Genomic DNA, 26,017 nt, shown 5'->3' on the forward strand with positions numbered 1-26,017 from the left:
CTCCGTATCAGTGGAATCCGCCAATCCGTTTCATGTCATTGAAGTTGAACCAGATGAAGAACGCCTTGCCGACGATGTTCTCATCCGGGACGAACCCCCACACGCGACTGTCGCTGCTGGCGTCACGATTGTCGCCCATCACGAAGTAATGCCCTTCGGGTACGGTGCAACGCACGCCGGCCGTAGTATAGGTGCAGTTCTCGCGATGCGGATAATCGAGCACCTGCGGCACGAAGGGCGGCACGTCGCGCTCGATCAGCACCGAATGCTCCACCGTGCCGAGCTTTTCCGAGAAGCGCGGCGAGTAGTACAGGCGATCGGGATGCAGGTAGTCGTCCTGCGGGGACATCGCCACCGGTTCGCCGTTGATACGCAGGTGCTTGTCGATGTATTCGATCTTGTCGCCCGGCAGGCCGACGACGCGCTTGATGTAGTCCATCGACGGATCGGCTGGGTAGCGGAACACCATCACATCACCCCGCCTGGGTTTATTCACCTCGATGATCTTCTTGTTGATCACCGGCAGGCGAATACCGTACGTCCACTTGTTCACGAGGATGAAGTCGCCGACCAGCAGCGTCGGGATCATCGAGCCGGATGGAATCTTGAACGGTTCGACGATGAACGAGCGCAAGCCGAAAACGATCAGGATCACCGGAAAGAAGCTCGCCCCGTACTCCACCCACCATGGCGTGGGCGCCCCAGGCGCGCGGCGCTTGCGCGCGTAGAACCGGTCGATGGCCCACAGGATCGCCGTCGCCACCAGCAGCAGGAACAATACCAGCGCAAAATTCACACAGACTCCGTTTCGTCGCGTTTCGATGGGCGGCGCGCCGCCTACTTGCCTTCGTCCACCCGCAGCACGGAGAGGAAGGCTTCCTGCGGAATTTCCACGTTGCCGACCTGCTTCATGCGCTTCTTGCCTTCCTTCTGCTTCTCGAGAAGCTTCTTCTTGCGGGTGATGTCGCCGCCGTAGCACTTCGCGAGCACGTTCTTGCGCAGTGCCTTGATCGTTTCGCGCGCGATGATGTGCGAGCCGATCGCCGCCTGGACCGCGACGTCGAACATCTGGCGCGGAATCAGCGAACGCAGCTTCGCCGCCACTTCTCGGCCGCGGTACTGCGCCGAAGCGCGATGCACGATCACCGACAGCGCATCGACCTTCTCGCCCCCGACCATCATGTCGAGCTTCACCAGATCGGCCGCGCGATATTCCTTGAATTCGTAATCGAGGGACGCGTAACCGCGCGACACCGATTTCAGCTTGTCGAAGAAGTCCATGACGACTTCGTTCATCGGCAGATCGTAGATCAGCTGCACCTGGCGGCCGTGGTAGCGCATGTCCACCTGCACGCCACGCTTCAGGTTGCATAGCGTGATGACCGGGCCGACATAGTCCTGCGGCATGAAGATGGTCGCCGTGATGATCGGTTCGCGGATCTCGGCGACCTTCGACAGGTCGGGAAGCTTCGAAGGATTCTCGACGTGGATCACTTCGCCGCTGTTCATCACCACTTCGTACACCACGGTCGGCGCCGTGGTGATCAGGTTCATGTCGAATTCGCGCTCGAGACGCTCCTGCACGATGTCCATGTGCAGCAAGCCGAGGAAGCCGCAACGGAAGCCGAAACCGAGCGCCTGCGAAACCTCGGGCTCGAATTGCAGCGAAGCATCATTGAGGCGCAGCTTCTCCAGCGAATCGCGCAACTGGTCGTACTCGCTCGACTCGACCGGATACAGGCCCGCAAACACCTGCGGCTTGATCTCCTTGAAGCCCGGCAGCGGCTCGGCCGCCGGCCGGCTCGCGAGCGTCACGGTGTCGCCGACCTTCGCGGCCTGCAATTCCTTGATGCCGGCAATGATGAAACCGACCTCGCCCGCCGACAGTTCGCTGCGCGCAACCGAGCGCGGCGTGAACACGCCGACCTGGTCGCACGGGTACTGCGCGCCCGTCGCCATCAGCAGGATGCGGTCCTTCGGCCGCAGCACCCCGTCGACGACGCGCACCAGCATGACGACGCCGACGTAGTTGTCGAACCACGAGTCGATGATCAGCGCTTTCAGCGGCGCAGCCGGATCACCCTTGGGCGGCGGCACACGGCGCACCACCGTCTCGAGCACATCCTCGATGCCAAGACCGGTCTTGGCCGAACACAGGACCGCCTCCGACGCGTCGACGCCGATGACGTCCTCGATCTCCTGGCGTGCATTGTCCGGATCCGCCGCCGGCAGGTCGATCTTGTTGAGGACCGGAACGACCTCGACCTCCTGCTCGATGGCCGTGTAGCAGTTCGCAACCGTCTGCGCCTCGACACCCTGCGACGCATCGACCACCAGCAGCGCCCCTTCGCAGGCCGACAGTGATCGGCTGACCTCGTACGAGAAGTCGACGTGTCCCGGCGTGTCGATCAGGTTCAGGTTATAGACCTGCCCGTCCTTCGCCTTGTATTGCAGGGCCGCGGTCTGCGCCTTGATCGTGATCCCGCGCTCGCGCTCGAGATCCATCGAATCGAGCACCTGCTCCTCCATCTCGCGGTCCGACAGGCCGCCGCAATAGTGGATGAGCCGATCGGCCAGCGTGGACTTGCCGTGATCGATGTGGGCGATGATGGAGAAATTTCTGATGTGTTGCATGCGCCAACAAAAGAAAGGTGCCATGCGGCACCCAGGATGAATCGGTTTGAATCGGCTAAACGGCGGATTCTAGCGGAAAACGCCCGCAATAGGCACGGATCACCGCCTCGTCCAGATGGTAGCGGCACAGTTCAGTGCTCCCGGCCAGAACGACCGGAACCAGCTCATCCCACCTGGCCTCCAGCATCGGGTCGGCATCCACGTCGAGGATGCGAACCGTCCATCCGAGTTCGTCGGCAAGCGGCTGCAACTGTCCGACGAGGTCGTGGCACAGGTGGCACCACTGCCGGCTCATCACGGTCAATTCGCGCGTGCGGCTCACTCTCCCGCCCTCAAGGTCACGTAGCTCGCCCCGGTACCCCGGTGCACCAGCAGGGTCACTTGCTGACCGTCCTTCACTTCGGAGGCCAGGCGCGCGAAGCCCTCGACCGTCTTCAATGCGACCTGCCGCCCGCTCATGACGACCGCAAGAACGATATCACCCGGCTGCAGGTCGGCCCGCGCCGCGGCGCCCTGCACCCGCTCGATCACCAGACCGTGCTCCACGTTCCGCTCGCGCTTCTGTGTCGGGCTCGGGACGGCGAGCACCAGCCCGAGCTTGTTCGGTGCCGGCTGGGAGTGCTCCCCCCGCCGGACGCGCGAACGCCCGTCGTCTGCCCACTCGCCGACCGTGATGTTGACCTCGCGCAACGCACCGTTCCGGTACAGCGAAAGGCCGACTTGCGCCCCCGGTCGGCTCGAGGACACGATCCGCGGCAGATCGCTGGACTCCTCGACCGTCTTGCCGGCAAAACGCACGATCACGTCACCCTGCTCGATTCCGGCCTTCGCCGCCGGCCCTCCGGCCTCGACGCCGCTGACGAGCGCCCCTTCCGCACGCGGCAAAGCGAAGCTCTCGGCAAGCGAGCGGGTCACTTCCTGGATCGCGACGCCGATGCGGCCGCGCTGCACTCGTCCGCTGGCCTTGAGCTGGCTCTGGATCTCCATCGCGAGGTTGATCGGGATCGCGAACGACAGCCCCATGAATCCGCCCGTCTGGCTGTAGATCTGCGAATTGATGCCAACGACCTCGCCCTTCAGGTTGAAGAGCGGCCCGCCCGAGTTGCCGGGGTTGATGGCGACATCGGTCTGGATGAAGGGCACGAAGTTCTCGTCGGGGAGACTGCGCCCCTTGGCACTGACGATCCCCGCCGTCACGGAATGGTCGAAGCCGAAGGGCGAGCCGATCGCGACCACCCATTCGCCGACCTGCAGCTTGTCCGGGTCCCCAATCGTCAGGCGTGGCAGGTCGGTGGCATCGATCTTGATCAGCGCCACGTCGGAGCGTGCGTCCGCACCCACCACGCGCGCACGGAACTCGCGCTTGTCGACGAGCCGAACGATGATCTCGTCCGCCTCGGCCACGACATGCGCATTGGTCAGGATGTAGCCGTCAGGGCTGACGATGAAGCCGGAACCCAGCGACTTGTTGTCGGGATCGATGCGGGGATGCTCGGGCTTGCGCGGACCAAAGCGCTTGAAGAAGTCGAACATCGGGTCGTCGGGACTCAGCCCGGGAAAACCCGGCGCGCCCGCCTTCCCGGCCTGCGCGGCACTGATATTCACGACCGCCGCGCTATGCCGTTGTACGAGTTGCGTGAAATCCGGCAGCGCGATCAGGCTGCCGACTGCCTCGGCTGCCGGCGCGAAAAACACACACACCAATGCGAAGATGCAGGCGTGACCTAGACGGAGCAGCCTCATTCCTGCTCCGCGCGAGTCGGGCCGCAACAAACGCTACCGCGCAGCACCTCGATTTCGAAGCCGCTGCGCAGCGTCCGGCTGCGAAACGCCATGCGATTGACCGCAAAGGCCATGACGAGACCGACAACGCCGCCGACCGCCGCAGCCAGATCCTCGCTTCCGGCATCGGCCACCGCACTGCCGATTGCCGCCCCGATCAGCAGCAGGCATGCAGACAGGCCGTAACCCATCAATGCCGCGCGCAGCGGCGCCCCTTCGCGCATGCGCAGGCGCACCGACTCGCCCGGCTCGGCATGGATCGGATTGGCAATCGAAAACACCGCGCTCGGCGCCTTGAAAGCATATGCGAGCCCCGTCGAACGGCATCCGCCGGGCTCGTCGCACCGCCCGCAACCGCCTGCCCGCTCGGTGAGGCGGACCCACGCGTGATCGCCCTCCAGACGTTCGATCACGCCTTGTGCTTCGTTCATCGCACCACCGGCTCGACCGCATCGCCCAGGCGCTGCACCGCACGTAACGGCACCTCGCCCAAAGCCGTCACGAGATGCCCCCCACGACGCGCTTGTAGATATTGATCGCGCCGCTGGCGAACGGCCCCAGGTCCGCGCGCGAGCCGTCATTCGGCTCGATGAACACCGAAATCGATGCCAGACCGTCGCTATACACCATGTGCAGCGCTTCGCCCCGGTCACGTCCGAGCGGCCTGCGCATCACCGACATGAGCGCAAAGCCATTCAAGGGCGTATTCAACACCCAGCCGCTCTCTTCCTTGCGCACCTCCACCCCGTTGGCCTGCACGATGCGCCAGTCGCTGTGCTTCACGTTGCGCGGGCGGAAAGCATCGCTGCCGATCTCGCCGCCGATCTTCACGTCACTGAAAGTGAATTGCTCGACGATCTCGCCGCGCTCGTCAACCGTGCGTGCCTTGAGCAGCAGTCCGGACTGCAGTTCCGCCCATAGCTGATATCCGAAGCGCAGGTCATCCTTCGGTTCGAGAATGATCTGCTGCGCGTCCAGCCCCGCCACGCGGCCCACATTACCTTTGCGGATGCGATAGTTCTCGGCCAGGCCACCGAACGCCACGGGCAGCCGCGAAGGAAATGCTCGACGGCTGCCGGGACGGTCCACGATGACGGTCTTCTGGTCCGGCAGCACGCATCGCACTTCGCTGTTGCTGCGGATCACCTCGCGCGGACTGCCATCGAGCACCTCGAGGCGCTCATGCTCACCGTTGGCATCGCTCATGTGAACGATGCGCGAAGTCTCGAAATTTTTGCCCGACTGATAGATGAAGGTGCCCGAATAGTTGAGGCGCTGGCCCGCGGTCGCCACGCGCCCGAGCCAGGACAGGGGGTCACCCAGGGATTCCGCAAACGCCGGCGCCTGCATCAATACTGCGCAGACCGCCAAGACAGCCGACAGACGCCTCATCGACCACTGTCCTGACCGACATCGGAAACGACACGCACGTGCTGGATCACGCTCGAGATCGACCCGCCGCCAGCCATCGCCTGATGGACGAAAAGATACTCGCGAGTCGGATCGACTACAGCGGCAGGCGTCGGAGCAACCGCGACGGATCTTACCGCCACGGGGCTGGCGACGACCACCGGCGCTCGCGCAACCGCGATCGCACTGCCCATTCCCGACCCCTGATCACTGTACAGCGCATGCGCGACCCAGCCGACGGCCGCCACTCCCATCAGCGAGGCGGCCAGCGGCATCAGCGAACGCCACGCGCGGCCGTTCCCCGGAGCCGTCTGCAATGGGGGGGCGAGCAAAGTCGGCTCATCGCTGATGCTCGCCATCACGCGTCCTATGAAACCGGCGCTGCCGTGACGGTCGCCGCGCAGCACATCGCCGATCACGCAATATGCTTCCCAGTCTGTGCGCAACGACGGATCACGTCTCATCGACTCGAACACCGGGTGCGCCGCCTGCTCGTCGAGATCACCATCCAGAAGTGCCGACAATCTGTCCTTCATGAGTACCACCTACCAACGTTTATCAGGTGCCGTGTCCAGCAGCGGCCGCAGTCTTTCCGCAATGGCCTCGCGCGCGCGGAAGATTCGCGAACGCACGGTTCCGATCGGACAATCCATGATGCTCGCGATCTCCTCGTAGCTCAGCCCTTCGAGCTCCCTCAGCATGATCGCCGTACGCAATTCCTCCGGCAGCGCCTCCATCGCCTGATCGACCGTCTGGCCGATCTGCCGCGTCATCATCAAGCGCTCAGGCGTGTTGATGTCACGCAACTGTTCGCCTTCCTCGAACGTCTCGGCCTCTTCCGAATCGAACCCCGTCGAGGTCGGTGCCCGTCGGCCCTGTGAAACCAGATAGTTCTTGGCGGTATTGATTCCGATACGATAAAGCCACGTGTAAAAAGCACTGTCGCCACGAAACGAACCCAAGGCGCGATACGCCTTGATGAAGGTTTCCTGGGCCACGTCTTCGACCTCGGCCGAATCACGGATCAGGCGGGACAGCAGCCTGTGCAGCTTGCGTTGGTACTTGGCTACCAGCAAGCCGAACGCCTGCTTGTCGCCGCGCTGAACGCGTTCGACAAGCTGCTGATCTATCTCGCGATCGCTCATGGGCGGGTCGTTTCTCTATGTTGGGCAAAATCCGCGCCAGTATAGCGACCCGACCGTGTCTCCGGCAAAGTCGAAGCTAATCAGAAGACCGACACGCCTTGAAATAGTTCAGACCGCAGAGGGGTTTTCCGCCGCGGACCCAACGCAGCCGCGGCCGGTGTTCCGGAGCAATGCGACGGACGTGATATAGTTTCCGACTTCACGATCATTTGCACAAAACGATCTTGTCAAAACAATACGACGTACTCATTCTCGGCAGCGGGGCCGCCGGGCAATCCATCGCACTGCGCCTCGCCGATCACCTCCGCGTCGGCCTCGTCACCAAGCGTGCGATTTCCGATAGCGCCAGCGCGTGGGCACAAGGGGGCATCGCTGCAGTCCTCGACACCTCGGACAGCATCGAAGCCCATATCCAGGACACCTTCATCGCGGGCGGCGGCCTGTGCGACCCCAAGGCCACGCGCTACGTCGTCGAACACGGCAAGGCGGCCATCGAATGGCTGATCGGGCGCGGCGTTCCTTTCACGCGCGAAGACGAGTCGAGCCTCGGCTACCACCTCACACGCGAAGGCGGCCACTCGCACCGGCGCATCATCCACGCCGCCGACGCCACCGGCGCGGCAGTCCAGGCGACGCTCAGCGAACAGGTCAGCAGGCATCCGAACATCGAGATTCTCGAGAACCACATCGCCGTCGACCTCGTGCTCGGCGACAAGGTCGGTCAACCCGGCAAGGGCTGCCTCGGCGCCTACGTGTTCGACATTGCCGCGAACCACGTCGTTACGATCGCCGCCCGCAGCACCGTCATTGCGACGGGCGGCGCCGGCAAGGTCTACATGTATACGACGAACCCGAGCGTCGCAACCGGCGACGGTATCGCGATGGCATGGCGCGCCGGCTGCCGCGTCGCCAACATGGAATTCATCCAGTTCCACCCGACCTGCCTATACCATCCGCAGGCGCGGTCCTTCCTGATCTCGGAAGCGGTGCGCGGCGAGGGCGGATTGCTCAAGCTGCCCGACGGCACGCGATTCATGCCCGCACACGATCCGCGTGCGGAACTCGCGCCACGCGACATCGTCGCTCGCGCGATCGACTTCGAGATGAAGAAACACGGGATCGACTGCGTCTATCTCGACATCAGTCACAAGCCCGCCGACTGGCTGCGCGAACACTTCCCGAACATTCATGCGCGCTGCCTCAAGCTCGGCATCGACATCACGCGCGAAGGAATTCCCGTGGTGCCGGCGGCGCACTATACCTGCGGCGGCATCGTCACCGATCTTGCCGCACGCACCGACGTGCCGGGACTGTATTCCGTCGGGGAATCGGCGTGCACGGGCCTGCATGGCGCCAACCGGCTCGCCAGCAACTCGCTCCTCGAATGCCTGGTCTTCGGTGAAGCCGCGGCCAACGACATCCTCTCCCGGCCACGCGACGCCCTGCCGAAACTTCCCGATTGGGATGAGAGCCGGGTCACCGACGCCGACGAGGAAGTCGTCATTTCACACAACTGGGCCGAACTGCGGCGCTTCATGTGGGACTATGTCGGCATCGTGCGCACGACGAAGCGGTTGCAGCGCGCACAACACCGCATCCGGCTGCTGGCGCGGGAAATCAACGAGTTCTATTCGCACTTCCGCGTCAGCAACGACCTGCTCGAACTGCGCAACCTCGTGGTCACAGCCGACCTCATCGTACGCTGCGCCCTGCGCAGGAAGGAAAGCCGCGGCCTGCACAGCTCCCGCGACTATCCGGACACCCTCCCGGTCGCGCGCCCCACTGTATTGCGGCCACCCCGTCCCTGAACGCGGGGCTTTCCCGGTTCTCGAGGATCAGGACAGACGCCGCGCTGGAGCGGCGTCTCCAGAGGTGTGCGTCTGCGCCGCGTCCACCTTGTGCCTGAGCCAGATCTTCAGCCCGCGCCAGTCACCCTGATTCAGGTTGCCCCGCACGAGCATCATCGCACCGACGAGGGGCCTCACCTTGGCCCCCCTGACGCGCGCACCGCGCCAGTGGATCCACACGACCCAACCGAAATCGGCGCAGCTGCCCTCCGCGGCCCCGTAAACCACGCGACGCGGGTCTCCCATTGGAGCGACGCGCAGTTCGCCCCCTTCTTCCAGCGTCAGCCGCACGCCCGCCTTGTCGCGTTCGATGCGGACGGTCTCCCGTAGCGAGACCACGAGCCAGCCGACGGCCACGATCACCAGCAGCAGAGGCAAGGACGAGCGCACAAATGCAAACGCCGCAATCACGTGGATCGCGGCGTTCGCCAGAAGCATCAGCCGCGACGGCCGAAGCTCAATTTCCAGCGGATAGCGCACGGGCTATCGCATCTGACGATCAGATGCGACGGAACGCGATCGTTCCGTTGGTGCCGCCGAAGCCGAACGAATTCGACAACGCCGCCCGGATTTCCATCGGCCGTGCCTTGTTGGCCACGTAGTCGAGATCGCAGCCCTCATCCTGCTCGAAGATGTTGATCGTCGGCGGCGCGATCTGGTGATGCAGGGCCAGCGCCGTGAACACCGCCTCGACCCCTCCTGCAGCACCCAACAGGTGGCCGGTCATCGACTTCGTCGAATTGACCGCGATCGACTTGGCACGATCCCCGAAGCAGCGCTTGACCGCGGTCGTTTCCGCGAGGTCGCCGAGCGGCGTGGACGTGCCGTGCGCATTGATGTAATCGACTTCGTCGAGCGACATGCCGGCATCGCGCAGCGCGTTGGTCATGCAGCGAGCCGCGCCGTTGCCATCCTCGCACGGAGCGGTCATGTGGTACGCGTCGGCGCTCATGCCGTAGCCGACGACTTCCGCATAGATCTTCGCGCCACGCGCCTTCGCATGTTCGTATTCTTCGAGCACCAGCACGCCGGCGCCCTCGCCCAGGATGAAACCGTCCCGCCCCTTGTCCCACGGACGGCTCGCCGTCTGCGGGTCGTCATTGCGCGTGGAGAGCGCGCGGGCCGACGCGAACCCCCCGACGGCCAGCGGCGTCACGGTCGACTCCGCGCCGCCGGCGACCATCACGTCCGCATCGCCATACTGGATGAGACGGGCGGCCTCGCCGATGCAATGCGTAGCGGTCGTGCAAGCAGTCACCATCGCGAGGCAGGGCCCCTTCAGGCCGAACATGATCGACAGGTTGCCGGCGATCATGTTGATGATGGTGCCCGGAATGAAGAACGGGGAAATCTTGCGCGCCCCCGCTTTCAGGTAATCGTCGTGGGTCGATTCGATCATCGGCAGACCGCCGATGCCCGAGCCCAGATTGACGCCGATCCGCTCGGCGTTCTCGGCAGTCACTTGCAACCCGGCATCCTTGAATGCCTGGATGCCGGCAGCCATGCCGTAATGGATGAACACATCCATGCGGCGAGCTTCTTTCGGCGAGAGATACGCACCGATGTCGAACCCCTTCACTTCACCGGCGATCTTCACCGGGAAGTTGGTGGTATCGAAGCGCGTGATCTCGCCGATCCCGGAGCGGCCGTTGACAATGTTGTCCCAGGCCTCCGGAACGGTATTGCCGACCGGGGAGATGATGCCCAGGCCGGTAATGACGACTCTGCGACGGGTCAAGGTTCGCTCCGGTAATCAGAATTACTTCTTCAGGTGGGCGTTGACGTAGTCAATCGCCTGCTGAACCGTGGTGATCTTCTCAGCTTCTTCGTCCGGGATTTCGCACTCGAACTCTTCCTCGAGTGCCATGACCAGTTCCACGGTATCCAGCGAATCCGCGCCCAGATCGTCGACGAACGAGGACTCGATCTTGATTTCCGACTCGTTCACACCAAGTTGTTCGGCGACAATTTTCTTGACGCGCTGCTCGATGTTCTCCATGAACTAACTCCTTCCCAGAATGATCCAGATATGTAAGAAAAAAAGCCGGCGTATTCTACCAAAAAGGATGGCAACCGCTATCGCGGCCGGCGATCACGACATGTACATACCGCCATTGACGTGCAGGGTCGTGCCCGTCACGTAAGCGGCAGCGGGCGAGGCGAGAAACGCCACCACCCCGGCGATTTCTTCCGGACGACCGAGACGTCCGAGTGCGATGTTGCCTAGCAGGGCGTCACGCGCGGCTTCGGGCAACGCGCGGGTCATGTCGGTGTCGATGAAGCCTGGCGCCACGCAATTCACGGTGATGTTGCGGCTGCCCAGTTCGCGCGCCAGCGCGCGGCTCATGCCGGCGACACCGGCCTTCGCGGCTGCGTAGTTCGCCTGCCCCGGGTTGCCGGCGCTGCCGACGACCGACGTGATGTTGATGATGCGACCGCCGCGCGCCTTCATCATGCCGCGCATGACGAGCCGCGACATGCGGAACACCGCCTTCAGGTTGGTGTCGATGACGGCATCCCACTCGTCGTCCTTCATGCGCATCGCGAGATTGTCGCGCGTGATGCCCGCGTTGTTCACGAGGATCCCGACGGCGCCGAAACGCTTCTCGATGTCGCCGATCGCCGCTTCGCAGGCAGCCGCGTCGGTGACATTGAGGGCCATTCCGCAACCCTTGACACCGGCCTCCTGCAGACCCGTTTCGATATCCGCGGCACCGGACTCCGAGGTCGCGGTACCGATGACGGTCGCACCGAGCCGCCCCAGTTCCAGGGCCACTGCCCGGCCGATTCCCCGCGAGGCGCCGGTAACGAGGGCCACCTGCCCTTCGAGCGAAAAACTCATCTGAATCACCTCAGGGCCGCAATGGATTGTTCGAGACTGGCGGCGTCGTGGATCGACCCGCCCTGGACCTCACCCGCGATCCGCTTGGTCATGCCCGCGAGGACCTTGCCCGGACCGCATTCGAGGATGTGTCCCATGCCACGCCGCGCCATTTCCTGTACGAGCTCGATCCAGCGCACCGGCGAGAAGGCCTGCCGCACCAGTGCGTCACGGATTTTCGCCGGGTCGTCGTAGGCCGCGACATCGACGTTGTTGAGCACGGCAATCCCGGGCTTGCCGATCGCCACCGACGCGAGGCGCTCGGCGAGGCGCTCGGCGGCCGGTTTCATCAGCGCGCAGTGGAACGGCGCACTCACCGGCAGCAGCATCGCGCGCTTCGCACCCCGCGCCTTCGCGGCTTCGATTGCACGCTCGACCGCCGCCTTGGCGCCGGCGATCACGATCTGGCCCGGCGCGTTCAGGTTGGCCGCCTCAACGACTTCCCCCTGCGCAGCCTCGGCGCAGGCCTCTCGAACCGCCTCCACTTCCAGCCCCAGCAACGCAGCCATGCCGCCTTCGCCGGCCGGAACGGCTTCCTGCATCGCCTGCGCGCGGAAACGCACGAGCGGCACCGCATCGGCGAAGGCCATCGCCCCCGCGGCGACGAGCGCCGAATACTCGCCGAGACTGTGACCGGCGACGAGTTGCGGCTTCGGGCCACCGGCGGCAAGCCATGCGCGATAGGCGGCAACACCGGCGGTCAGCATCAGGGGTTGCGTATTGACGGTGAGCGCCAGGCGATCGGCAGGGCCGTCATTGACCATCTGCCAGAGATCCTCACCGAGTGCATCCGACGCCTCGGCAAAGGTATCACGGACCTCGGCGCGGTCACCGTAAGCTGCCATCATTCCCACGGATTGGGAACCCTGTCCCGGAAACACCAGAGCAAAAGCCATTGTTCTTGTCCTGTCTCAGAATTGGAGCAGCGCGGCGCCCCAGGTGAAGCCTCCGCCGACGCCTTCAATCACGATTCGCTGCCCCGGGCGGATATGCCCGTCACGAACGGCCAGATCGAGCGCAAGCGGGATCGAGGCGGCTGACGTGTTGCCGTGGCGGTCGACCGTGGTGATCACCTTCTCCATCGGCACACCGAGCCGTCTGGCGGTCGCCTGGATGATGCGGATGTTCGCCTGGTGCGGAATCATCCAGTCCACCTGCCCGGCCTCGACCCCGACCTGCGCGAGCACTTCATGCGCGACTTCGCCCAGCACTTTGACCGCAAATTTGAATACGGCCTGACCATCCATGCGCAGGAACGGGTCCCCGATCACCTGCCCCGCGGCGACCGCGCCCGGCACGCAGAGGATCGGATGATGGCTGCCATCCGCATGCAGCGAGGTCGACAGGATACCCGGCGCGTCGGAAGCCTCGAGCACGACAGCGCCGGCCCCGTCGCCGAACAGCACACAGGTGCCGCGATCGGACCAGTCGAGGATGCGTGAGAACACTTCGGCGCCGACCACCAGGGCGCGCTTGTGGCTGCCCGAACGGATGAACTTCTCGGCGATCGTCAGGCCATAAACGAAGCCCGTGCACACTGCCTGCACGTCGAATGCGGCAGCGCCATTGCGAATGCCGAGTTTTGCCTGAAGCAGCGTCGCCGTGCTCGGAAAAATGCAATCGGGCGTGGACGTCGCAACGATAAGAAGATCGATGTCTTCCGGCCGAAGCCCTGCGGCCTCGATGGCACGACGGCTCGCTTCGCAGGCGAGATCGCTCGAGGTGACCTCCGGGGCAGCCAGATGGCGCGCGCGGATGCCCGTACGCTCAACGATCCACTGGTCGGACGTATCGATGCCGCGCGCCACCAGATCATCGTTGCTGACCGGATCGCCCGGCAGGAAGCTCCCGGTACCGGCGATTCGTGCATAGATCATGCTGCTCTCCCCATTGCCACCATGCGCTCGCTGATGCGCTCAACCAAACGGTTGGACGCAGCCTCGGCAGCCCGGTGAATCGCCTGCTCGAACGCATAGGCGTCGGCAGAACCATGGCTCTTGACCACCACGCCGCGCAGACCGACGAGGGCCGCACCGTTGTAGCGACGGTGATCGACGCGATTCTTGAAGCGCTTGAGCGCCGGCATTGCAACGACAGCCATTGCCTTCGTCAACAGGCTTCTACTGAATTCTTCCTTGAGGAAGGCCGCCAGCATCTGTGCCAGCCCCTCGGACGTCTTCAGGGCCACGTTGCCGACGAAGCCGTCGCACACGACCACATCGGTCGTTCCCTTGTAGATGTCGTCCCCTTCCACGTTGCCGTAGAAGTTCAGCCCGCTTGTGCGAAGCAGCTCGCCCGCGCGCTTGACGACATCGTTGCCCTTGATCGCCTCTTCGCCGATATTCAGCAGGCCGACCGACGGACGATCCACGTGCTCGACCGCCGACACCAACATCGCCCCCATGATCCCGAACTGAAGCAGGTGCTCGGGTTCGCAATCGACGTTGGCACCGAGATCGAGGACGTACACCTGCCCCTTGCGCGCCGGCAGGATCGTCGCGATCGCCGGGCGGTCGATACCGTCTAGTGTCTTGAGGACAAAGCGCGAGATCGCCATCAGGGCGCCGGTATTTCCCGCGGAGACGGCTGCCTGGGCCTTGCCAGCCTTGACAAGGTTCACCGCCACGCGCATCGACGAATCCTTCTTCGTGCGCATGGCAATTGCGGGCGGATCGCCCATCTCGACGACCTCGGAGGCCACCTGGACGGAGACGCGATCGCCAAAACCATGACCGATCGCGGCAACGGCCTGCTCGAGCGCATCCGCGCGCCCGACCAGAATCACGTTCGCCGCGGGATGGTTGCGCAAGAAGGCCTGCGCGGCCGGCACCGTCACGGACGGGCCATGATCGCCACCCATGCAATCTATCGCAACGGTGACACCCATCGTGTTTTCGTGCAATTCGAACAGGGAATCAGGATGAAAAAACGGCGCAGGCGCCCGAAGCGCTGCGCCGCCTTGAGGGACCGGACTTATTCGCCCTTGGTCTTGACGACTTTCTTGCCGCGATACACACCGCTCGGGCTGATGTGATGACGCAGATGAACTTCGCCGGTGGTCGCTTCGACCGCGAGCGGAGGGTTGGTCAGGAAGTCGTGGGCGCGATGCATGCCACGCTTGGAGGGGGATTTCTTGTTCTGCTGAACGGCCATGAAAAACTCCTAGTACAAATATCGCGCCTATTCCGCGCTGTCGGTCTTGCGCAACTTCTCAAGCGACGCGAACGGCGATTCCTTTACGGCGCCACCATCCGGGCGGGGCGCCTCACACTGTTCATGCCGAGGCGCGATTGGCACCGCCAGCACGATCTCATCCTCTACCAACGCCCTCACATCCATGTCGGGCGTCGCTTCAATCGCATCGAACTCGTCTTCTTCCAGCTCGTCTTCCGGGATCGGCTGACCGGGCCGGACCAGTTCGAACTGCACCTTCACCCCGAGCGGCCACGCCATCGAGCCGAGGCACCGCTGGCAGCGCACGCGCAGTTCGCCGGTAATGGCGAGCTGCATGCGAGGCTTGCGATCGATCCCCATCTCGCCGACCAGGCTGAACTGCACCTCGCCGGATTTGTCCAGCAGCACGTCGGCCAGGCGCGACAACTCAGCCAGCGGAATGGTGCCGATCAGGCTGCGGCCTTCAGCTGCGAACTTGAACGGATCCGGAATAACGCTTCGTTGCGGCATAAGGGGCGCATGATATTATTTTCGGCTTCCCCTGTCAAAAGTACCGACCCCCTGTTTTCAAGGGCTTGCACTGCCGACCGGATCGCGCTGCGCCGGAATGGCCCGACCGGCGCGCCAACAACCTCTCTGCGACCATGAAACTCGTACTTGCATCGACTTCCACCTATCGCCGCCTGCTACTCGAACGCTTCCAGACGCCGTTCGAAACAGCCAGCCCGCAGGTCGACGAAACCCCCTTGCCCGGTGAAACGCCTCCCGCTACCGCGAACCGCCTCGCGATCGAAAAGGCACAAGCCGTCGCCCGCAATTACGCCGACGCGCTGGTGATCGGCAGCGACCAGGTCGCCCACATCGGCGAGGAGATCTTCGGCAAACCCGGCACCGTCGCGCGGGCAATCGCCCAGCTGCACCGCATGCGCGGCCAGGCAGTGACCTTCCACACGGCGCTCGCCGTGGTGAACACGCGCACCGGACAGGTACGCAGCGAGAGCGTCCCGACCTTTGTGCGCTTCCGCGAACTCGGCGACGAGGAAATCCGGCGCTATGTCGACAAGGAGCGCCCACTCGATTGTGCCGGCAGCGCCAAATCGGAAGGGCTCGGCATCACGCTTCTCGAGTCGTTGTCCGGCGACGATCCGACCGCCCTCATCGGCCTTCCGCTCATCGCCCTGTCGCGCCTCCTGCGCGCGGAAGGCGTGCAACTCCCATGACTGCGCAGCGCGGCTCGCTTTTCCTTGTCCCGGTGAGCCTGGGCGACACGGCCTGTGAGCACATCCTCCCGCGCGACGTGGCGCGGATTACGCGCGGGATCCGCCACTTCGTCGTCGAGAACGCAAAGACCGCGCGCGCCGAGCTGAAGCGCCTCGAACACCCCGGCCCGTTGCGCGAGATCGACATCCAGCCACTACCCGAAAAGGGCGACAACGCATCGCTCGACGCCCTGCTCGCGCCGGCCTTCGATGGCCAGGACATCGGCCTGATGTCGGAAGCGGGCTGCCCTGCGGTCGCCGATCCGGGCGCGCGGCTGGTCGCACGCGCACACGCGCGAGGCATTCCCGTGCGCCCGCTGGTCGGCCCGTCGTCAATCCTTCTCGCCCTGATGGCGTCGGGCCTGAACGGCCAGAGCTTTGCGTTCAACGGCTATCTGCCGGTTTCCGAGGCCGAGCGTGACAGCCGCATCCGACAGCTCGAGGACGAATCGCGCCGTCAGCGGCGGACCCAGATTTTCATCGAAACGCCCTACCGCAACGAGCGGCTGTTCGACGCACTACTGGCAATCTGCCGACCGGCGACGCGCCTCTGCGTCGCGCGGGAACTGACGACAGCCAACGAGTGGATCGGCAGCGCGAGCATTGCGGACTGGCGCAAGGGACCGAAGCCCGAACTGGCGAAACGGCCGGCGCTGTTCCTGATTCTGGCGGACTGATCTACACGTTCAGGTGTTCTCACGGAGCCACAGCGCCAGCTCCGCCAGCGAGTCGACCAGACCGATCACTTCCTCGCCCTCCAGCACCGACCTCGGGTGCGCGCCGAAAGCCACCCCCAGCCCCGCGACCCCGGCGTTTCTCGCCATCTGCAGATCGTGGGTGGTGTCACCGACCATCAGCGTGCGCTCCTGTACGACGCCCAGCTCGGCCATGATCTCCTCCAGCATCGCCGGATGAGGTTTCGAGAAACACTCGTCCGCACAGCGCGTACTGTCGAAGAACGACCCGAGCCCGCTGCGCTCGAGCGCGCGATCGAGTCCCGGCCGGCTCTTTCCCGTCGCCACGGCCAGCATGCGACCGGCAGCCGCGAGTTCCTCGATCATTTCGTATGCGCCGGGGAACAGCGACAATTCATGATCCCGCGACAGGTAGTGATAGCGGTAGCGCTCGGCCATCCTGGGGTAATCGGCCTCGGGCAGATCGGGCACTGCATGGCGCAAGGCGTCGGCGAGCCCCAATCCGATAACGTGCCGCGCACGCGCCTCGGACGGCTCCGGCAGATTCAAGTCGCGTGACGCGGCCATGATGGCATGGACGATCGCGGCGGCCGAATCCATCAGGGTCCCGTCCCAGTCGAAAACGATGAGATCGTAACGATTAGCCATTCTTGTCTGACTCGCTTGCATCCAGATGATCGACAAAGCCTTGCAATTCATCGGGCAGGGGTGATTGCAGCGCGATCGTCTCACCCGTCAGCGGGTGCTCGAAGGACAGATAGGCGGCGTGCAGGAACATCCGCTTCAGGCCTTCCTGCTCCAGCGCCTTGTTACGCGGAAAATCCCCGTACTTGTCGTCGCCGCAGAGCGGAAAGCCAAGATGGGCGAGATGCACACGGATCTGATGGGTGCGGCCGGTCTTGAGTTCCACTTCGAGAAGACTGAAACGCTGCCAGCGCCTGACGAGCCGCACCACGCTGTGAGCGGGCTTGCCCTCGCCACTCACACGCACGCGGCGCTCGCCTTCTGGCGTCAGGTACTTGAACAGCGGTTCCTTCACGTGCTGCAAAGGGTTGGCCCAGCGCCCCGGCACCAGCGTGAGGTAGCGCTTTTCGACGCGCCCCTCACGCATCATGTCGTGCAGGGCCGTCAGCGCCGAACGCTTCTTGGCAATAATGAGCAGGCCTGACGTTTCCCGATCGATCCGATGGGCCAATTCGAGCATGCGCGCGTCCGGGCGTTGACTGCGCAACTGCTCGATGACGCCGAAGCTCACGCCGCTACCCCCATGCACCGCCTTGCCCGAGGGTTTGTCGATGACGAGCAACGCGTCGTCTTCGTACACGACCGGCAGCGGCTTGCCTGCAGGCGCAGCCGCGGGCGCATCGCGCGCCGCCACGCGCACCGGGGGAATGCGCACTTCGTCGCCGAGCGCGAGACGGTAAGTCGGGCCGACCCGCCCGCCATTCACGCGCACTTCCCCGCTGCGCAGGATCCGATAGACGTGGCTCTTCGGCACGCCCTTGCACACGCGCATCAGGTAGTTATCTATCCGCTGCCCTGCGACCGAATCGTCCACGCGCTCGCGTCGCACCGCGGCCACTTTGCCTTGTGCCATCATCCTGAAATATATTTGCCGCCGGTCAGTCCCGGTCTGGTCGACGTCCCTCGCGCAACGATGCGGAGGAAAGCGGTCGACAGCGAGCCCCAGAAGAGCTCCCGGACGACCAAAACGTGCTGTCGTTGCCGAAAAAGGCACCGATGGTAACGCAATCGACAATCTTCGATCCATTGGATTGAACAAAGACGCGTAACGCACACCCGCAGGATCAAGCGTTCCGGCCCGAAGGCGGGAGCGCGCGAAATTCGACCAGCCGACCCATCACAGCCTTTACCGACCGGAAAAAAGTAGAACAACCTACCCGCTCCTGATCACGTAACAAGCGCGATGGTGCGCGCCGTTCGTCCTGCCCGTGGGTTTCGCGCGGGGGAACGAAATCAATGAAGCGCATGCTTTTCAATGCGACGCAGGCCGAGGAACTGCGCGTCGCAATCGTGGATGGTCAGAAACTGATCGACCTCGATATCGAATCGGCCGCCAAGGAACAACGCAAGAGCAACATCTACAAAGCCGTCATCACCCGCATCGAGCCCAGCCTCGAAGCGGCGTTCGTCGATTACGGCTCGGAACGGCACGGGTTCTTGCCGTTCAAGGAAATTTCCCGCTCCTACTTCGCCCCGGGCGTGGATGCCGGCAAGGCACGCATCCAGGATGCGCTGAAGGAAGGGCAGGAGCTGATCGTCCAGGTCGAGAAGGACGAGCGCGGCAACAAGGGCGCCGCGCTCACCACCTACATCTCGCTGGCCGGACGCTACCTCGTCCTGATGCCGAACAACCCGCGCGGCGGCGGCGTGTCGCGACGCGTCGAGGGTGACGAGCGCAGCGAGCTGCGCGAAGTCATGGACCAGCTCGAAGTGCCGCAGGGCATGAGCCTGATCGCACGCACGGCGGCAATCGGACGCAACGCCGAGGAACTGCAGTGGGACCTCAACTACCTGCTGCAACTGTGGCGCGCCATCGACGGTGCTGCGCAGTCGCAGTCGGGCGCATTCCTGATCTACCAGGAAGGCAGCCTCGTGATCCGAGCGATCCGTGATTACTTCCAGCCGGATATCGGCGAGATCCTGATCGATACCGACGACGTGCACGAACAGGCGCAGCAGTTCATGGCGCACGTGATGCCGGGGAACGTGAACCGCGTGAAGCGTTACAGCGACGACGTGCCGCTGTTCTCGCGCTTCCAGATCGAGCACCAGATCGAGTCGGCCTACTCGCGCCAGGTGGGCCTGCCGAGCGGCGGCGCGGTCGTGATCGACCACACTGAAGCCCTCGTGTCGATCGATGTGAACTCCGGGCGCTCGACCAAGGGCGCGGACATCGAGGAAACGGCCTTCCGCACCAACCTCGAAGCGGCCGAGGAGATCGCGCGCCAGCTTCGCCTGCGTGACCTGGGCGGCCTGATCGTCATCGACTTCATCGACATGGAGTCGCAGAAGAATCAGCGCGAGGTCGAAAACCGGCTGCGCGACGCACTGCGGCATGACCGCGCGCGAGTCCAGACGGGGAAGATCAGCCGCTTCGGCCTGCTCGAACTGTCGCGCCAGCGCCTGCGCCCCGCCCTCGCGGAAACCAGCTACATCCCCTGCCCGCGCTGCAGCGGCACCGGCCATATCCGCAGCACCGAGTCGTCGGCGCTGCACATCCTGCGCATCCTCGAAGAGGAGGCGATGAAGGAAAATACGGGCGCCGTGCATCTGCAGGTGCCCGTGGATGTCGCAACCTTCCTGCTCAACGAGAAGCGCTCCGACATCGCGCATATCGAGTACCGGCACAAGATCCAGCTGATCATCATCCCCAACCGCCATCTCGAGACGCCGCACCACGAGATCATCCGTCTGCGCCACGATCAGCTGAACCTGGAAGAACTCACGTTGGCGAGCTACCAGATGGTCGGCAAGCCCCCGGCCGAAGTCGATCTGCGCCTGCCGACCAAGGACGACAAGAAGCCCGCGCGGGCCGAGGCGGTGGTGAAGGGTATCGCCCCCGCACAACCCGCGCCGGTCGTGGAGCCGAAGCCCGAGGCAGCGCCCGCTCCGGCCGCTCAGCCGGGCCTGATTGCCCGCCTGTTCGCCTGGCTGCGTGGCGAAAAGGCTGCGCCCGCCCCGCAACCCGCCGAGGAAGCACAACCCAAGCGCGAACCGCGCCCGCGCGGCGAGCGCGGCGAAGGCCGCCGCGGCGGCAATGGGCGCAACCGTCGTGAAGGTCAGCGCGGCGAACGCGAGGAATCCGCACAGGCCGCCCGCAGCGGCGGACGGAGCGAACGGCCCGAGCGCGCCGAGCGACCGGAGCGCGCCGAGCGACCGGAGCGTGCGGAACGGCCGGAACGCGCAGAACGCCCCGAGCGCGCGGAACGCACGGAGCGGGCCGAAGGCGGCGAAGGCCGCGCCCGGCAAGGGCGCGCACCACGTCAGCCCAAGGCCGTCGAGGCGGCAGAAGGCGCGATCGCACAGCCGGTCGTCGACACGGCCGCTGCAGCGGCTGCCCCGGGAGTGACCGACGCACCGGTCGCACCAGCCGGCGAGGAAGGCGCGCCCGAGAAGCGTCGCCGTCGCAGCCGTGGTCGCCGCGACCGCCGTACCGGTGAGGAGCAAGGCGCACTCGCTGCAAGCGCCGACGCAGAAGCCGCAAGTGAGACGGCCCAGCCCGAGCAGCCCGCGGAGGCTGTTGCCACCATCGCCGCGGAAACCCAACCGATCGTCGTCGCGGAAGCCGAAGCCCCCCTGCCAGTCGTTGCGAGCCCGGCCGAAGCCGTTCCCGCGGGGATCGAGGAGGCACCGATGCCGGTTCTTGCTGCCGCGACTGCGGCCGTCGAGCCGGCCGCTGGCGAACAGCCCGCCGAAGCTCCGCAAGCCGTTGAGCCCGCGGAAATGGCTGCCGAGCCGGTCATGCAAGCCGAGGAAGCCACCCCGGCCCCCGAGGCCGTTGTCGTGACCGAGGTCGAGGCGCCGGCCCCTGCAGAAGCTCCTGTCGTCATCGCACCGACCGTGGCGGCCGAATCGGTTGCCCCCGTCGAGCCGGTCGTGGTCAACAAGGTGTCGGAAGCCGCTCGTGCGCCGTCCGCCCCCATCGACCTTGGCAGCTCACTGACCGAAAGCGGGCTGGTGATGATCGAGACCAGCCGCGAGAAGGTTCAGGCCTTTGCCGAAGCGCACGCCGAAGAGGCCCCTGCCCGCCCGCTCGGCCGACGCCCCCGCCCGCAGAGCGTTATCGCGGACGAGCCGTTGCAGCAGGTGGAAACCCACAAGCCGCACTGACCTCCAGGTCACGATGCAACAGGGAGAGGGGCGCCCGGCGGGCGCCCCTCTTTTTTTTTTCGTCTGATGATTCAGCGCGACGACATCAGCGTGTGGAGCAGCCCGTCCACCGCATCCTCGCAATAGTCGAGCACCAGATCGAAGCCGCGTTCGCCGCCGTAATACGGATCGGGCACTTCCTCGGCAGTGAACCGGCGCGCATACCGCATGAACAGTTGCAGCTTTGGTCGATGCGCGTCGGGACAGTTGCGCTCCATGATCTCGAGATGCCCGAGATCCATCGCGAGCAAGAGGTCGAAGGACTCGAAATCGGCCGCAACGAGCTTGCGCGCCCGCTGCATCGAGAGGTCATAACCGCGCTTTTCCGCAGCCTTTCTGGTCCGCGGGTCCGGCGCCTCACCGACGTGGTAACCGTGCGTCCCGGCCGATTCGACCTCTATCAGGCTCTCGAGACCGGCCGTGCGGATGGCATGCCGGGCCACGCCTTCGGCGGTCGGCGAACGGCAAATGTTTCCGGTGCAGACGAACAGGATTCTCTTCAAGTCGGCTCCCCTCACGTCGTCCCGTGCTGATCTGCGCCGAAGGCACGCTGGCGCAGTCTGAACAATTCGTCGCGCGCCGCCGCGGCCTTTTCGAACTCGAGATTGCGGGCGTGCTCCTGCATTTCCTTCTCGAGCTTCTTGATCGCCTTCGCCACGGCCTTCTCGTCCATCGAGAAATACTCGGCCCTCGCCTCCTCGGCGACCGCGGCATTGCGCTCGTCGTTGGTCGAATAGACCCCGTCGATGATGTCCTTGATGCGCTTGCTCACGGTCTTCGGGACGATGCCGTGCTCGGCATTGAAGGCTACCTGCTTGGCGCGCCGCCGCTCGGTTTCGTCCATCGCCGCACGCATCGAGCGCGTCACGACATCGGCGTACAGGATCGCGCGGCCGTGGATGTGGCGGGCGGCGCGGCCGATCGTCTGGATCAGCGAGCGCTCGGAACGCAGGAAGCCCTCCTTGTCGGCGTCCAGGATCGCGACGAACGAGACTTCCGGGATGTCCAGACCTTCGCGCAGCAGGTTGATCCCGACCAGCACGTCGAACTCGCCCAGACGCAGGTCGCGAATGATCTCGACGCGCTCGACGGTGTCGATGTCCGAATGCAGGTAGCGCACGCGGATGCCGTTTTCCCCCAGATAGTCGGTGAGATCCTCCGCCATCCGCTTCGTCAGCGTCGTGACCAGCACGCGCTCCCCGGCCGCGATCCGGCGTTTGGCTTCCGACAGCAGATCATCGACCTGCGTGCTTGCGGGGCGCACTTCCAGCGCCGGATCGACCAGCCCGGTCGGCCGCACGACCTGTTCGACGACCTGCCCCTGATGCGTCGCCTCGTAATCCGCCGGCGTCGCCGACACGAAGATCGTTTGCGGCATCAGGCGCTCGAATTCCTCGAACTTCAGCGGCCGGTTGTCGAGCGCCGACGGCAGGCGGAAGCCGTACTCGACGAGATTCTCCTTGCGTGACCGGTCGCCCTTGAACATGCCACCCACCTGCGGAATCGCGACGTGCGATTCGTCGACGAACAACAGCGCATCGGGCGGCAGATAATCGATCAGCGTCGGAGGCGGCTCGCCCGGCCCGCGCCCCGACAAATGGCGCGAATAGTTTTCGATGCCCTTGCAGAACCCCATCTCGTTGAGCATCTCGAGATCGAAACGCGTGCGCTGCTCGATGCGCTGCGCCTCGACCAGTTTCCCCGCGCGCTGGAAATTGCCGACGCGCTCGCGCAACTCGTCCTTGATCGCCTCGATCGCCTGCAGCACCGTCGCGCGCGGCGTGACGTAATGGCTGGAGGGGTAGACGGTGAAACGCACCAGTTTCTGCTTGAGGTGCCCGGTCAGCGGGTCGAACAGCGTCAGATGCTCGATCTCGTCATCGAACATCTCGATCCGCACGGCGTACTCCGCGTTTTCCGCCGGAAACACGTCGATCACGTCGCCACGCACGCGGAAGGTTCCGCGGCGGAAATCGATGTCGGACCGCGTGTACTGCATCGCCACGAGGCGCTGAACCAGGTCCCGATGCGCGATGCGCTCGCCGTCGCGCAGGTGCAGGATCATCGCGTGGTAATCGACCGGGTCGCCGATACCGTAGATGCACGACACCGTCGCGACGATCACGACGTCGCGCCGCTCCATCAGGCTCTTCGTCGCCGACAGGCGCATCTGCTCGATGTGCTCGTTGATGCTCGAATCCTTCTCGATAAAGAGATCGCGCGACGGCACGTAGGCTTCGGGCTGGTAGTAGTCGTAATAGGAGACGAAATACTCGACGGCGTTCTCGGGGAAGAACTCACGGAATTCCGCGTACAGCTGCGCGGCGAGCGTCTTGTTCGGCGCCAGGACCAGCGCGGGCCTGCCGCACCGGGCGATGACGTTCGCCATCGTGTAGGTCTTGCCGGACCCCGTCACGCCGAGCAGGGTCTGGTACATCAGCCCGTCGCCGATCCCTTCGGTCAGCTGCCCGATCGCGACCGGCTGATCCCCCGCAGGCGGAAAGGGCTGATGGAGCCTGAACGGGCTGCCCTCGAAAGTCACTACCGGAACGCTGTCCGTCGAACTCGTCATGCTAGAATTTCCGGCTGTTTCAAGCGCTTGCCGGAGTGCTCCGACCAACGGAAGCACACCGGGCAAACGCGCATTATTTCGCAAAATGCGGCGCAAGGCACGGCAGGATGGACCAGTACGCGTGTGACAGGTTCAGTCTCCAACGCCCGCCGCGCAACCGTGGAGTTGTTTCTATGCCCGCTTCGATCTTCGCCGCCGTCGAGATGGCGCCCCGTGACCCGATCCTCGGACTGAACGAGGCCTTCAACGCCGACACCCGCACCGAGAAGGTGAACCTCGGCGTGGGCGTCTACTACGACGACAACGGCAAGATTCCGCTGCTGGCAGCCGTCAAGACTGCCGAAAAGGCGCGTCTCGAAGCGATGCCCCCGCGTGGCTACCAGCCCATCGAAGGCCCCGCCGCCTACAGCACCGCCGTGCAGAACCTGCTGTTCGGCAAGGACTCCGCCCTCATCGCCAACGGCCAGGTCGTGACCGTGCAGGCACTCGGCGGCACCGGCGCGCTCAAGGTCGGCGCCGACTACCTGAAGCGCCTTCTCCCCGGCGCGACCGTCTACATTTCCGACCCGAGCTGGGAAAATCACCGCGCGCTGTTCGAGTCCGCCGGCTTCCCGGTCGAAAATTACCCGTATTACGAACCGACCACCCGCGGCGTGAACTTCGCCGGCATGAAGGCCAAGCTCGAACAACTCGCCCCGGGTTCGGTCGTCGTGCTGCACGCCTGCTGCCACAACCCGACAGGCGCTGACCTGAGCGAAGCCCAGTGGGGCGAGGTCGTCGGTGCCTGCCGCGAACGCGGCCTCGTGCCCTTCCTCGACATGGCCTACCAGGGCTTCGCCGACGGCATCGAGCCGGACGCCATCGCCGTGCGCCTGTTCTCCGCCAGCGGGCTCCAGTTCTTCGTCTCGAGCTCGTTCTCGAAGTCGTTCTCGCTCTACGGCGAACGCGTCGGCGCCCTCTCCATCGTCACGGCCGCCAAGGATGAATCGACCCGCGTGCTGTCCCAGGTCAAGCGCGTCATCCGCACCAACTACTCCAACCCGCCGATCCACGGCGGCGCAGTGGTTGCGGCCGTGCTCAACTCGGCCGAGCTGCGCCAGATGTGGGAAAACGAACTCGCGGGCATGCGCGACCGCATTCGTGCGATGCGCACCGGCCTCGTCGAGAACCTCAAGGCGGCCGGCGTCGCGCAGGACTTCTCCTTCGTGATCCAGCAGCGTGGCATGTTCTCCTACACCGGCCTGTCGGCCGCCCAGGTCGAGCAGCTGAAAAACGACTTCGGCATCTACGCCGTGTCGACCGGCCGCATCTGCCTCGCCGCCCTCAACTCGCGCAACATCGGCTACGTCGCGAAGGCGATTGCCCAGGTTGTGAAGGCCTGAGAAACCCGCTCGATCATTATTGACGCATAGCCGCGCGCTACCTATAATGCGCGGCTCAATTCCCCGATAGCTCAGTCGGTAGAGCAACGGACTGTTAATCCGTGTGTCCCTGGTTCGAGCCCAGGTCGGGGAGCCAAAATTTGGCTCCTGCAGTTTTCCTGCGCGAGCAGACGATACCGATCCCCGATAGCTCAGTCGGTAGAGCAACGGACTGTTAATCCGTGTGTCCCTGGTTCGAGCCCAGGTCGGGGAGCCAGTAAAGCCAAGTGGATGGGTCACCCCTCTCGGGTGGCCCATTTGCTTTATCGCTGCGGAATTCGCAAATGCCTGCGTTGGCGCGAAC

25 protein-coding genes, 2 tRNA genes and 1 pseudogene are annotated in these 26,017 nt (G+C 64.6%); 7 read left to right on the forward strand and 21 right to left on the reverse strand.

All coding sequences use genetic code 11. The annotated features are described in order from the left end of the window. Positions 1 to 7: 7 nt before the first annotated feature. The 8 genes and pseudogenes from lepB to rpoE all read right to left on the reverse strand — a co-directional run bounded on the left by lepB (position 8) and on the right by rpoE (position 6,971). On the reverse strand, positions 8 to 796 hold the full coding sequence (gene lepB / locus CDA09_RS15240) for a signal peptidase I (RefSeq protein ID WP_121429428.1): 789 nt from the start codon (positions 794 to 796) through the stop codon (positions 8 to 10). A gap of 41 nt (positions 797 to 837) precedes the next feature. Continuing rightward, the gene (gene lepA, locus CDA09_RS15245) at positions 838 to 2,634 is read right to left on the reverse strand and encodes a translation elongation factor 4 (protein ID WP_121429429.1); all 1,797 of its coding nucleotides are present in this window, start codon (positions 2,632 to 2,634) and stop codon (positions 838 to 840) included. Between the two features lie 55 nt (positions 2,635 to 2,689). After that, positions 2,690 to 2,929, reverse strand: coding sequence for a glutaredoxin family protein (locus CDA09_RS15250; RefSeq protein WP_121429430.1), 240 nt, complete (start codon positions 2,927 to 2,929; stop codon positions 2,690 to 2,692). A gap of 23 nt (positions 2,930 to 2,952) precedes the next feature. Continuing rightward, a complete protein-coding gene (locus CDA09_RS15255; RefSeq protein WP_121429431.1) occupies positions 2,953 to 4,377 on the reverse strand; it encodes a Do family serine endopeptidase in 1,425 nt (474 codons plus the stop codon). Continuing rightward, positions 4,374 to 4,847 carry a SoxR reducing system RseC family protein gene (locus CDA09_RS15260; RefSeq protein WP_121429432.1) on the reverse strand — a complete coding sequence of 158 codons (474 nt, stop codon included), beginning with the start codon at positions 4,845 to 4,847 and terminating at the stop codon, positions 4,374 to 4,376. The genes CDA09_RS15255 and CDA09_RS15260 overlap by 4 nt, the downstream gene beginning before the upstream one ends. Beyond that, a pseudogene (locus CDA09_RS15265) lies at positions 4,844 to 5,808 on the reverse strand (MucB/RseB C-terminal domain-containing protein). Before CDA09_RS15265 ends, CDA09_RS15260 begins: the two are co-directional and overlap by 4 nt. Beyond that, positions 5,805 to 6,362, reverse strand: a complete 558-nt coding sequence (locus CDA09_RS15270; RefSeq protein WP_121429433.1) for a sigma-E factor negative regulatory protein — start codon at positions 6,360 to 6,362, stop codon at positions 5,805 to 5,807. Before CDA09_RS15270 ends, CDA09_RS15265 begins: the two are co-directional and overlap by 4 nt. A 9-nt stretch (positions 6,363 to 6,371) precedes the next feature. Further along, positions 6,372 to 6,971, reverse strand: a complete 600-nt coding sequence (gene rpoE / locus CDA09_RS15275) for an RNA polymerase sigma factor RpoE (protein WP_121429434.1) — start codon at positions 6,969 to 6,971, stop codon at positions 6,372 to 6,374. Between the two features lie 224 nt (positions 6,972 to 7,195). On the opposite strand from rpoE, the gene nadB reads away from it, so the two are divergent. Beyond that, positions 7,196 to 8,779 carry an L-aspartate oxidase gene (gene nadB, locus CDA09_RS15280; protein ID WP_121430885.1) on the forward strand — a complete coding sequence of 528 codons (1,584 nt, stop codon included), beginning with the start codon at positions 7,196 to 7,198 and terminating at the stop codon, positions 8,777 to 8,779. Between the two features lie 27 nt (positions 8,780 to 8,806). Here nadB and CDA09_RS15285 read toward each other — a convergent pair whose 3' ends face one another. The 9 genes from CDA09_RS15285 to CDA09_RS15325 form a co-directional block, all read right to left on the reverse strand. Further along, the gene (locus CDA09_RS15285) at positions 8,807 to 9,298 is read right to left on the reverse strand and encodes a protein YgfX (protein ID WP_128106576.1); all 492 of its coding nucleotides are present in this window, start codon (positions 9,296 to 9,298) and stop codon (positions 8,807 to 8,809) included. A gap of 19 nt (positions 9,299 to 9,317) precedes the next feature. Continuing rightward, positions 9,318 to 10,556 (reverse strand): beta-ketoacyl-ACP synthase II, encoded by a 1,239-nt coding sequence (gene fabF, locus CDA09_RS15290; RefSeq protein ID WP_121429436.1) that lies wholly within the window; start codon positions 10,554 to 10,556, stop codon positions 9,318 to 9,320. 21 nt (positions 10,557 to 10,577) lie between these two features. Continuing rightward, the gene (gene acpP / locus CDA09_RS15295; RefSeq protein ID WP_004255952.1) at positions 10,578 to 10,817 is read right to left on the reverse strand and encodes an acyl carrier protein; all 240 of its coding nucleotides are present in this window, start codon (positions 10,815 to 10,817) and stop codon (positions 10,578 to 10,580) included. A 93-nt stretch (positions 10,818 to 10,910) separates the two neighbouring features. Next, positions 10,911 to 11,660 (reverse strand): 3-oxoacyl-ACP reductase FabG, encoded by a 750-nt coding sequence (gene fabG / locus CDA09_RS15300; protein ID WP_121429437.1) that lies wholly within the window; start codon positions 11,658 to 11,660, stop codon positions 10,911 to 10,913. Positions 11,661 to 11,665: 5 nt separating this feature from the next. Next, entirely contained in the window at positions 11,666 to 12,595 is a 930-nt protein-coding gene (gene fabD / locus CDA09_RS15305; RefSeq protein WP_121429438.1) for an ACP S-malonyltransferase, read from the reverse strand. Positions 12,596 to 12,610: 15 nt separating this feature from the next. After that, positions 12,611 to 13,576, reverse strand: coding sequence for a beta-ketoacyl-ACP synthase III (locus tag CDA09_RS15310; RefSeq protein WP_121429439.1), 966 nt, complete (start codon positions 13,574 to 13,576; stop codon positions 12,611 to 12,613). Next, positions 13,573 to 14,586: a phosphate acyltransferase PlsX gene (gene plsX, locus CDA09_RS15315; protein ID WP_121429440.1), complete on the reverse strand. Its 1,014-nt coding sequence runs from the start codon at positions 14,584 to 14,586 to the stop codon at positions 13,573 to 13,575. The genes CDA09_RS15310 and plsX overlap by 4 nt, the downstream gene beginning before the upstream one ends. A gap of 86 nt (positions 14,587 to 14,672) precedes the next feature. After that, a complete protein-coding gene (rpmF, locus tag CDA09_RS15320; RefSeq protein ID WP_018992335.1) occupies positions 14,673 to 14,852 on the reverse strand; it encodes a 50S ribosomal protein L32 in 180 nt (59 codons plus the stop codon). A gap of 27 nt (positions 14,853 to 14,879) precedes the next feature. Then, on the reverse strand, positions 14,880 to 15,383 hold the full coding sequence (locus tag CDA09_RS15325) for a YceD family protein (RefSeq protein ID WP_121429441.1): 504 nt from the start codon (positions 15,381 to 15,383) through the stop codon (positions 14,880 to 14,882). A 134-nt stretch (positions 15,384 to 15,517) separates the two neighbouring features. Here CDA09_RS15325 and CDA09_RS15330 point away from each other — a divergent pair, with 134 nt between their 5' ends. After that, complete coding sequence (locus CDA09_RS15330; RefSeq protein ID WP_121429442.1) at positions 15,518 to 16,093, forward strand: Maf family protein; 576 nt, start codon at positions 15,518 to 15,520, stop codon at positions 16,091 to 16,093. Continuing rightward, positions 16,090 to 16,809, forward strand: a complete 720-nt coding sequence (locus CDA09_RS15335) for an SAM-dependent methyltransferase (protein ID WP_121429443.1) — start codon at positions 16,090 to 16,092, stop codon at positions 16,807 to 16,809. Before CDA09_RS15330 ends, CDA09_RS15335 begins: the two co-directional genes overlap by 4 nt. Positions 16,810 to 16,818: 9 nt before the next feature. Here CDA09_RS15335 and CDA09_RS15340 read toward each other — a convergent pair whose 3' ends face one another. Further along, positions 16,819 to 17,475, reverse strand: a complete 657-nt coding sequence (locus CDA09_RS15340; RefSeq protein ID WP_121429444.1) for an HAD-IA family hydrolase — start codon at positions 17,473 to 17,475, stop codon at positions 16,819 to 16,821. Continuing rightward, positions 17,468 to 18,427 carry an RluA family pseudouridine synthase gene (locus tag CDA09_RS15345; protein WP_121429445.1) on the reverse strand — a complete coding sequence of 320 codons (960 nt, stop codon included), beginning with the start codon at positions 18,425 to 18,427 and terminating at the stop codon, positions 17,468 to 17,470. Before CDA09_RS15345 ends, CDA09_RS15340 begins: the two co-directional genes overlap by 8 nt. A gap of 380 nt (positions 18,428 to 18,807) precedes the next feature. Between CDA09_RS15345 and CDA09_RS15350 the strand changes: the two genes are divergently transcribed. Then, positions 18,808 to 21,681: an Rne/Rng family ribonuclease gene (locus tag CDA09_RS15350; protein ID WP_121429446.1), complete on the forward strand. Its 2,874-nt coding sequence runs from the start codon at positions 18,808 to 18,810 to the stop codon at positions 21,679 to 21,681. 71 nt (positions 21,682 to 21,752) lie between these two features. On the opposite strand, the gene CDA09_RS15355 is transcribed toward CDA09_RS15350, so the two are convergent. Both CDA09_RS15355 and uvrB read right to left on the reverse strand, forming a co-directional pair. Next, on the reverse strand, positions 21,753 to 22,223 hold the full coding sequence (locus CDA09_RS15355; protein WP_121429447.1) for a low molecular weight protein-tyrosine-phosphatase: 471 nt from the start codon (positions 22,221 to 22,223) through the stop codon (positions 21,753 to 21,755). Positions 22,224 to 22,234: 11 nt separating this feature from the next. Continuing rightward, the gene (gene uvrB / locus CDA09_RS15360; protein ID WP_121429448.1) at positions 22,235 to 24,292 is read right to left on the reverse strand and encodes an excinuclease ABC subunit UvrB; all 2,058 of its coding nucleotides are present in this window, start codon (positions 24,290 to 24,292) and stop codon (positions 22,235 to 22,237) included. Positions 24,293 to 24,465: 173 nt separating this feature from the next. Between uvrB and CDA09_RS15365 the strand changes: the two genes are divergently transcribed. From CDA09_RS15365 to CDA09_RS15375, 3 genes are all read left to right on the forward strand, one after another. Continuing rightward, positions 24,466 to 25,674: an amino acid aminotransferase gene (locus tag CDA09_RS15365; protein ID WP_121429449.1), complete on the forward strand. Its 1,209-nt coding sequence runs from the start codon at positions 24,466 to 24,468 to the stop codon at positions 25,672 to 25,674. 60 nt (positions 25,675 to 25,734) lie between these two features. Beyond that, a tRNA-Asn gene (locus CDA09_RS15370) sits at positions 25,735 to 25,810 on the forward strand. A gap of 44 nt (positions 25,811 to 25,854) precedes the next feature. Next, positions 25,855 to 25,930, forward strand: a tRNA-Asn gene (locus tag CDA09_RS15375). Positions 25,931 to 26,017: the final 87 nt, after the last annotated feature.

Source organism: Azoarcus sp. DN11 (genome assembly GCF_003628555.1).
Classification (GTDB): domain Bacteria; phylum Pseudomonadota; class Gammaproteobacteria; order Burkholderiales; family Rhodocyclaceae; genus Aromatoleum.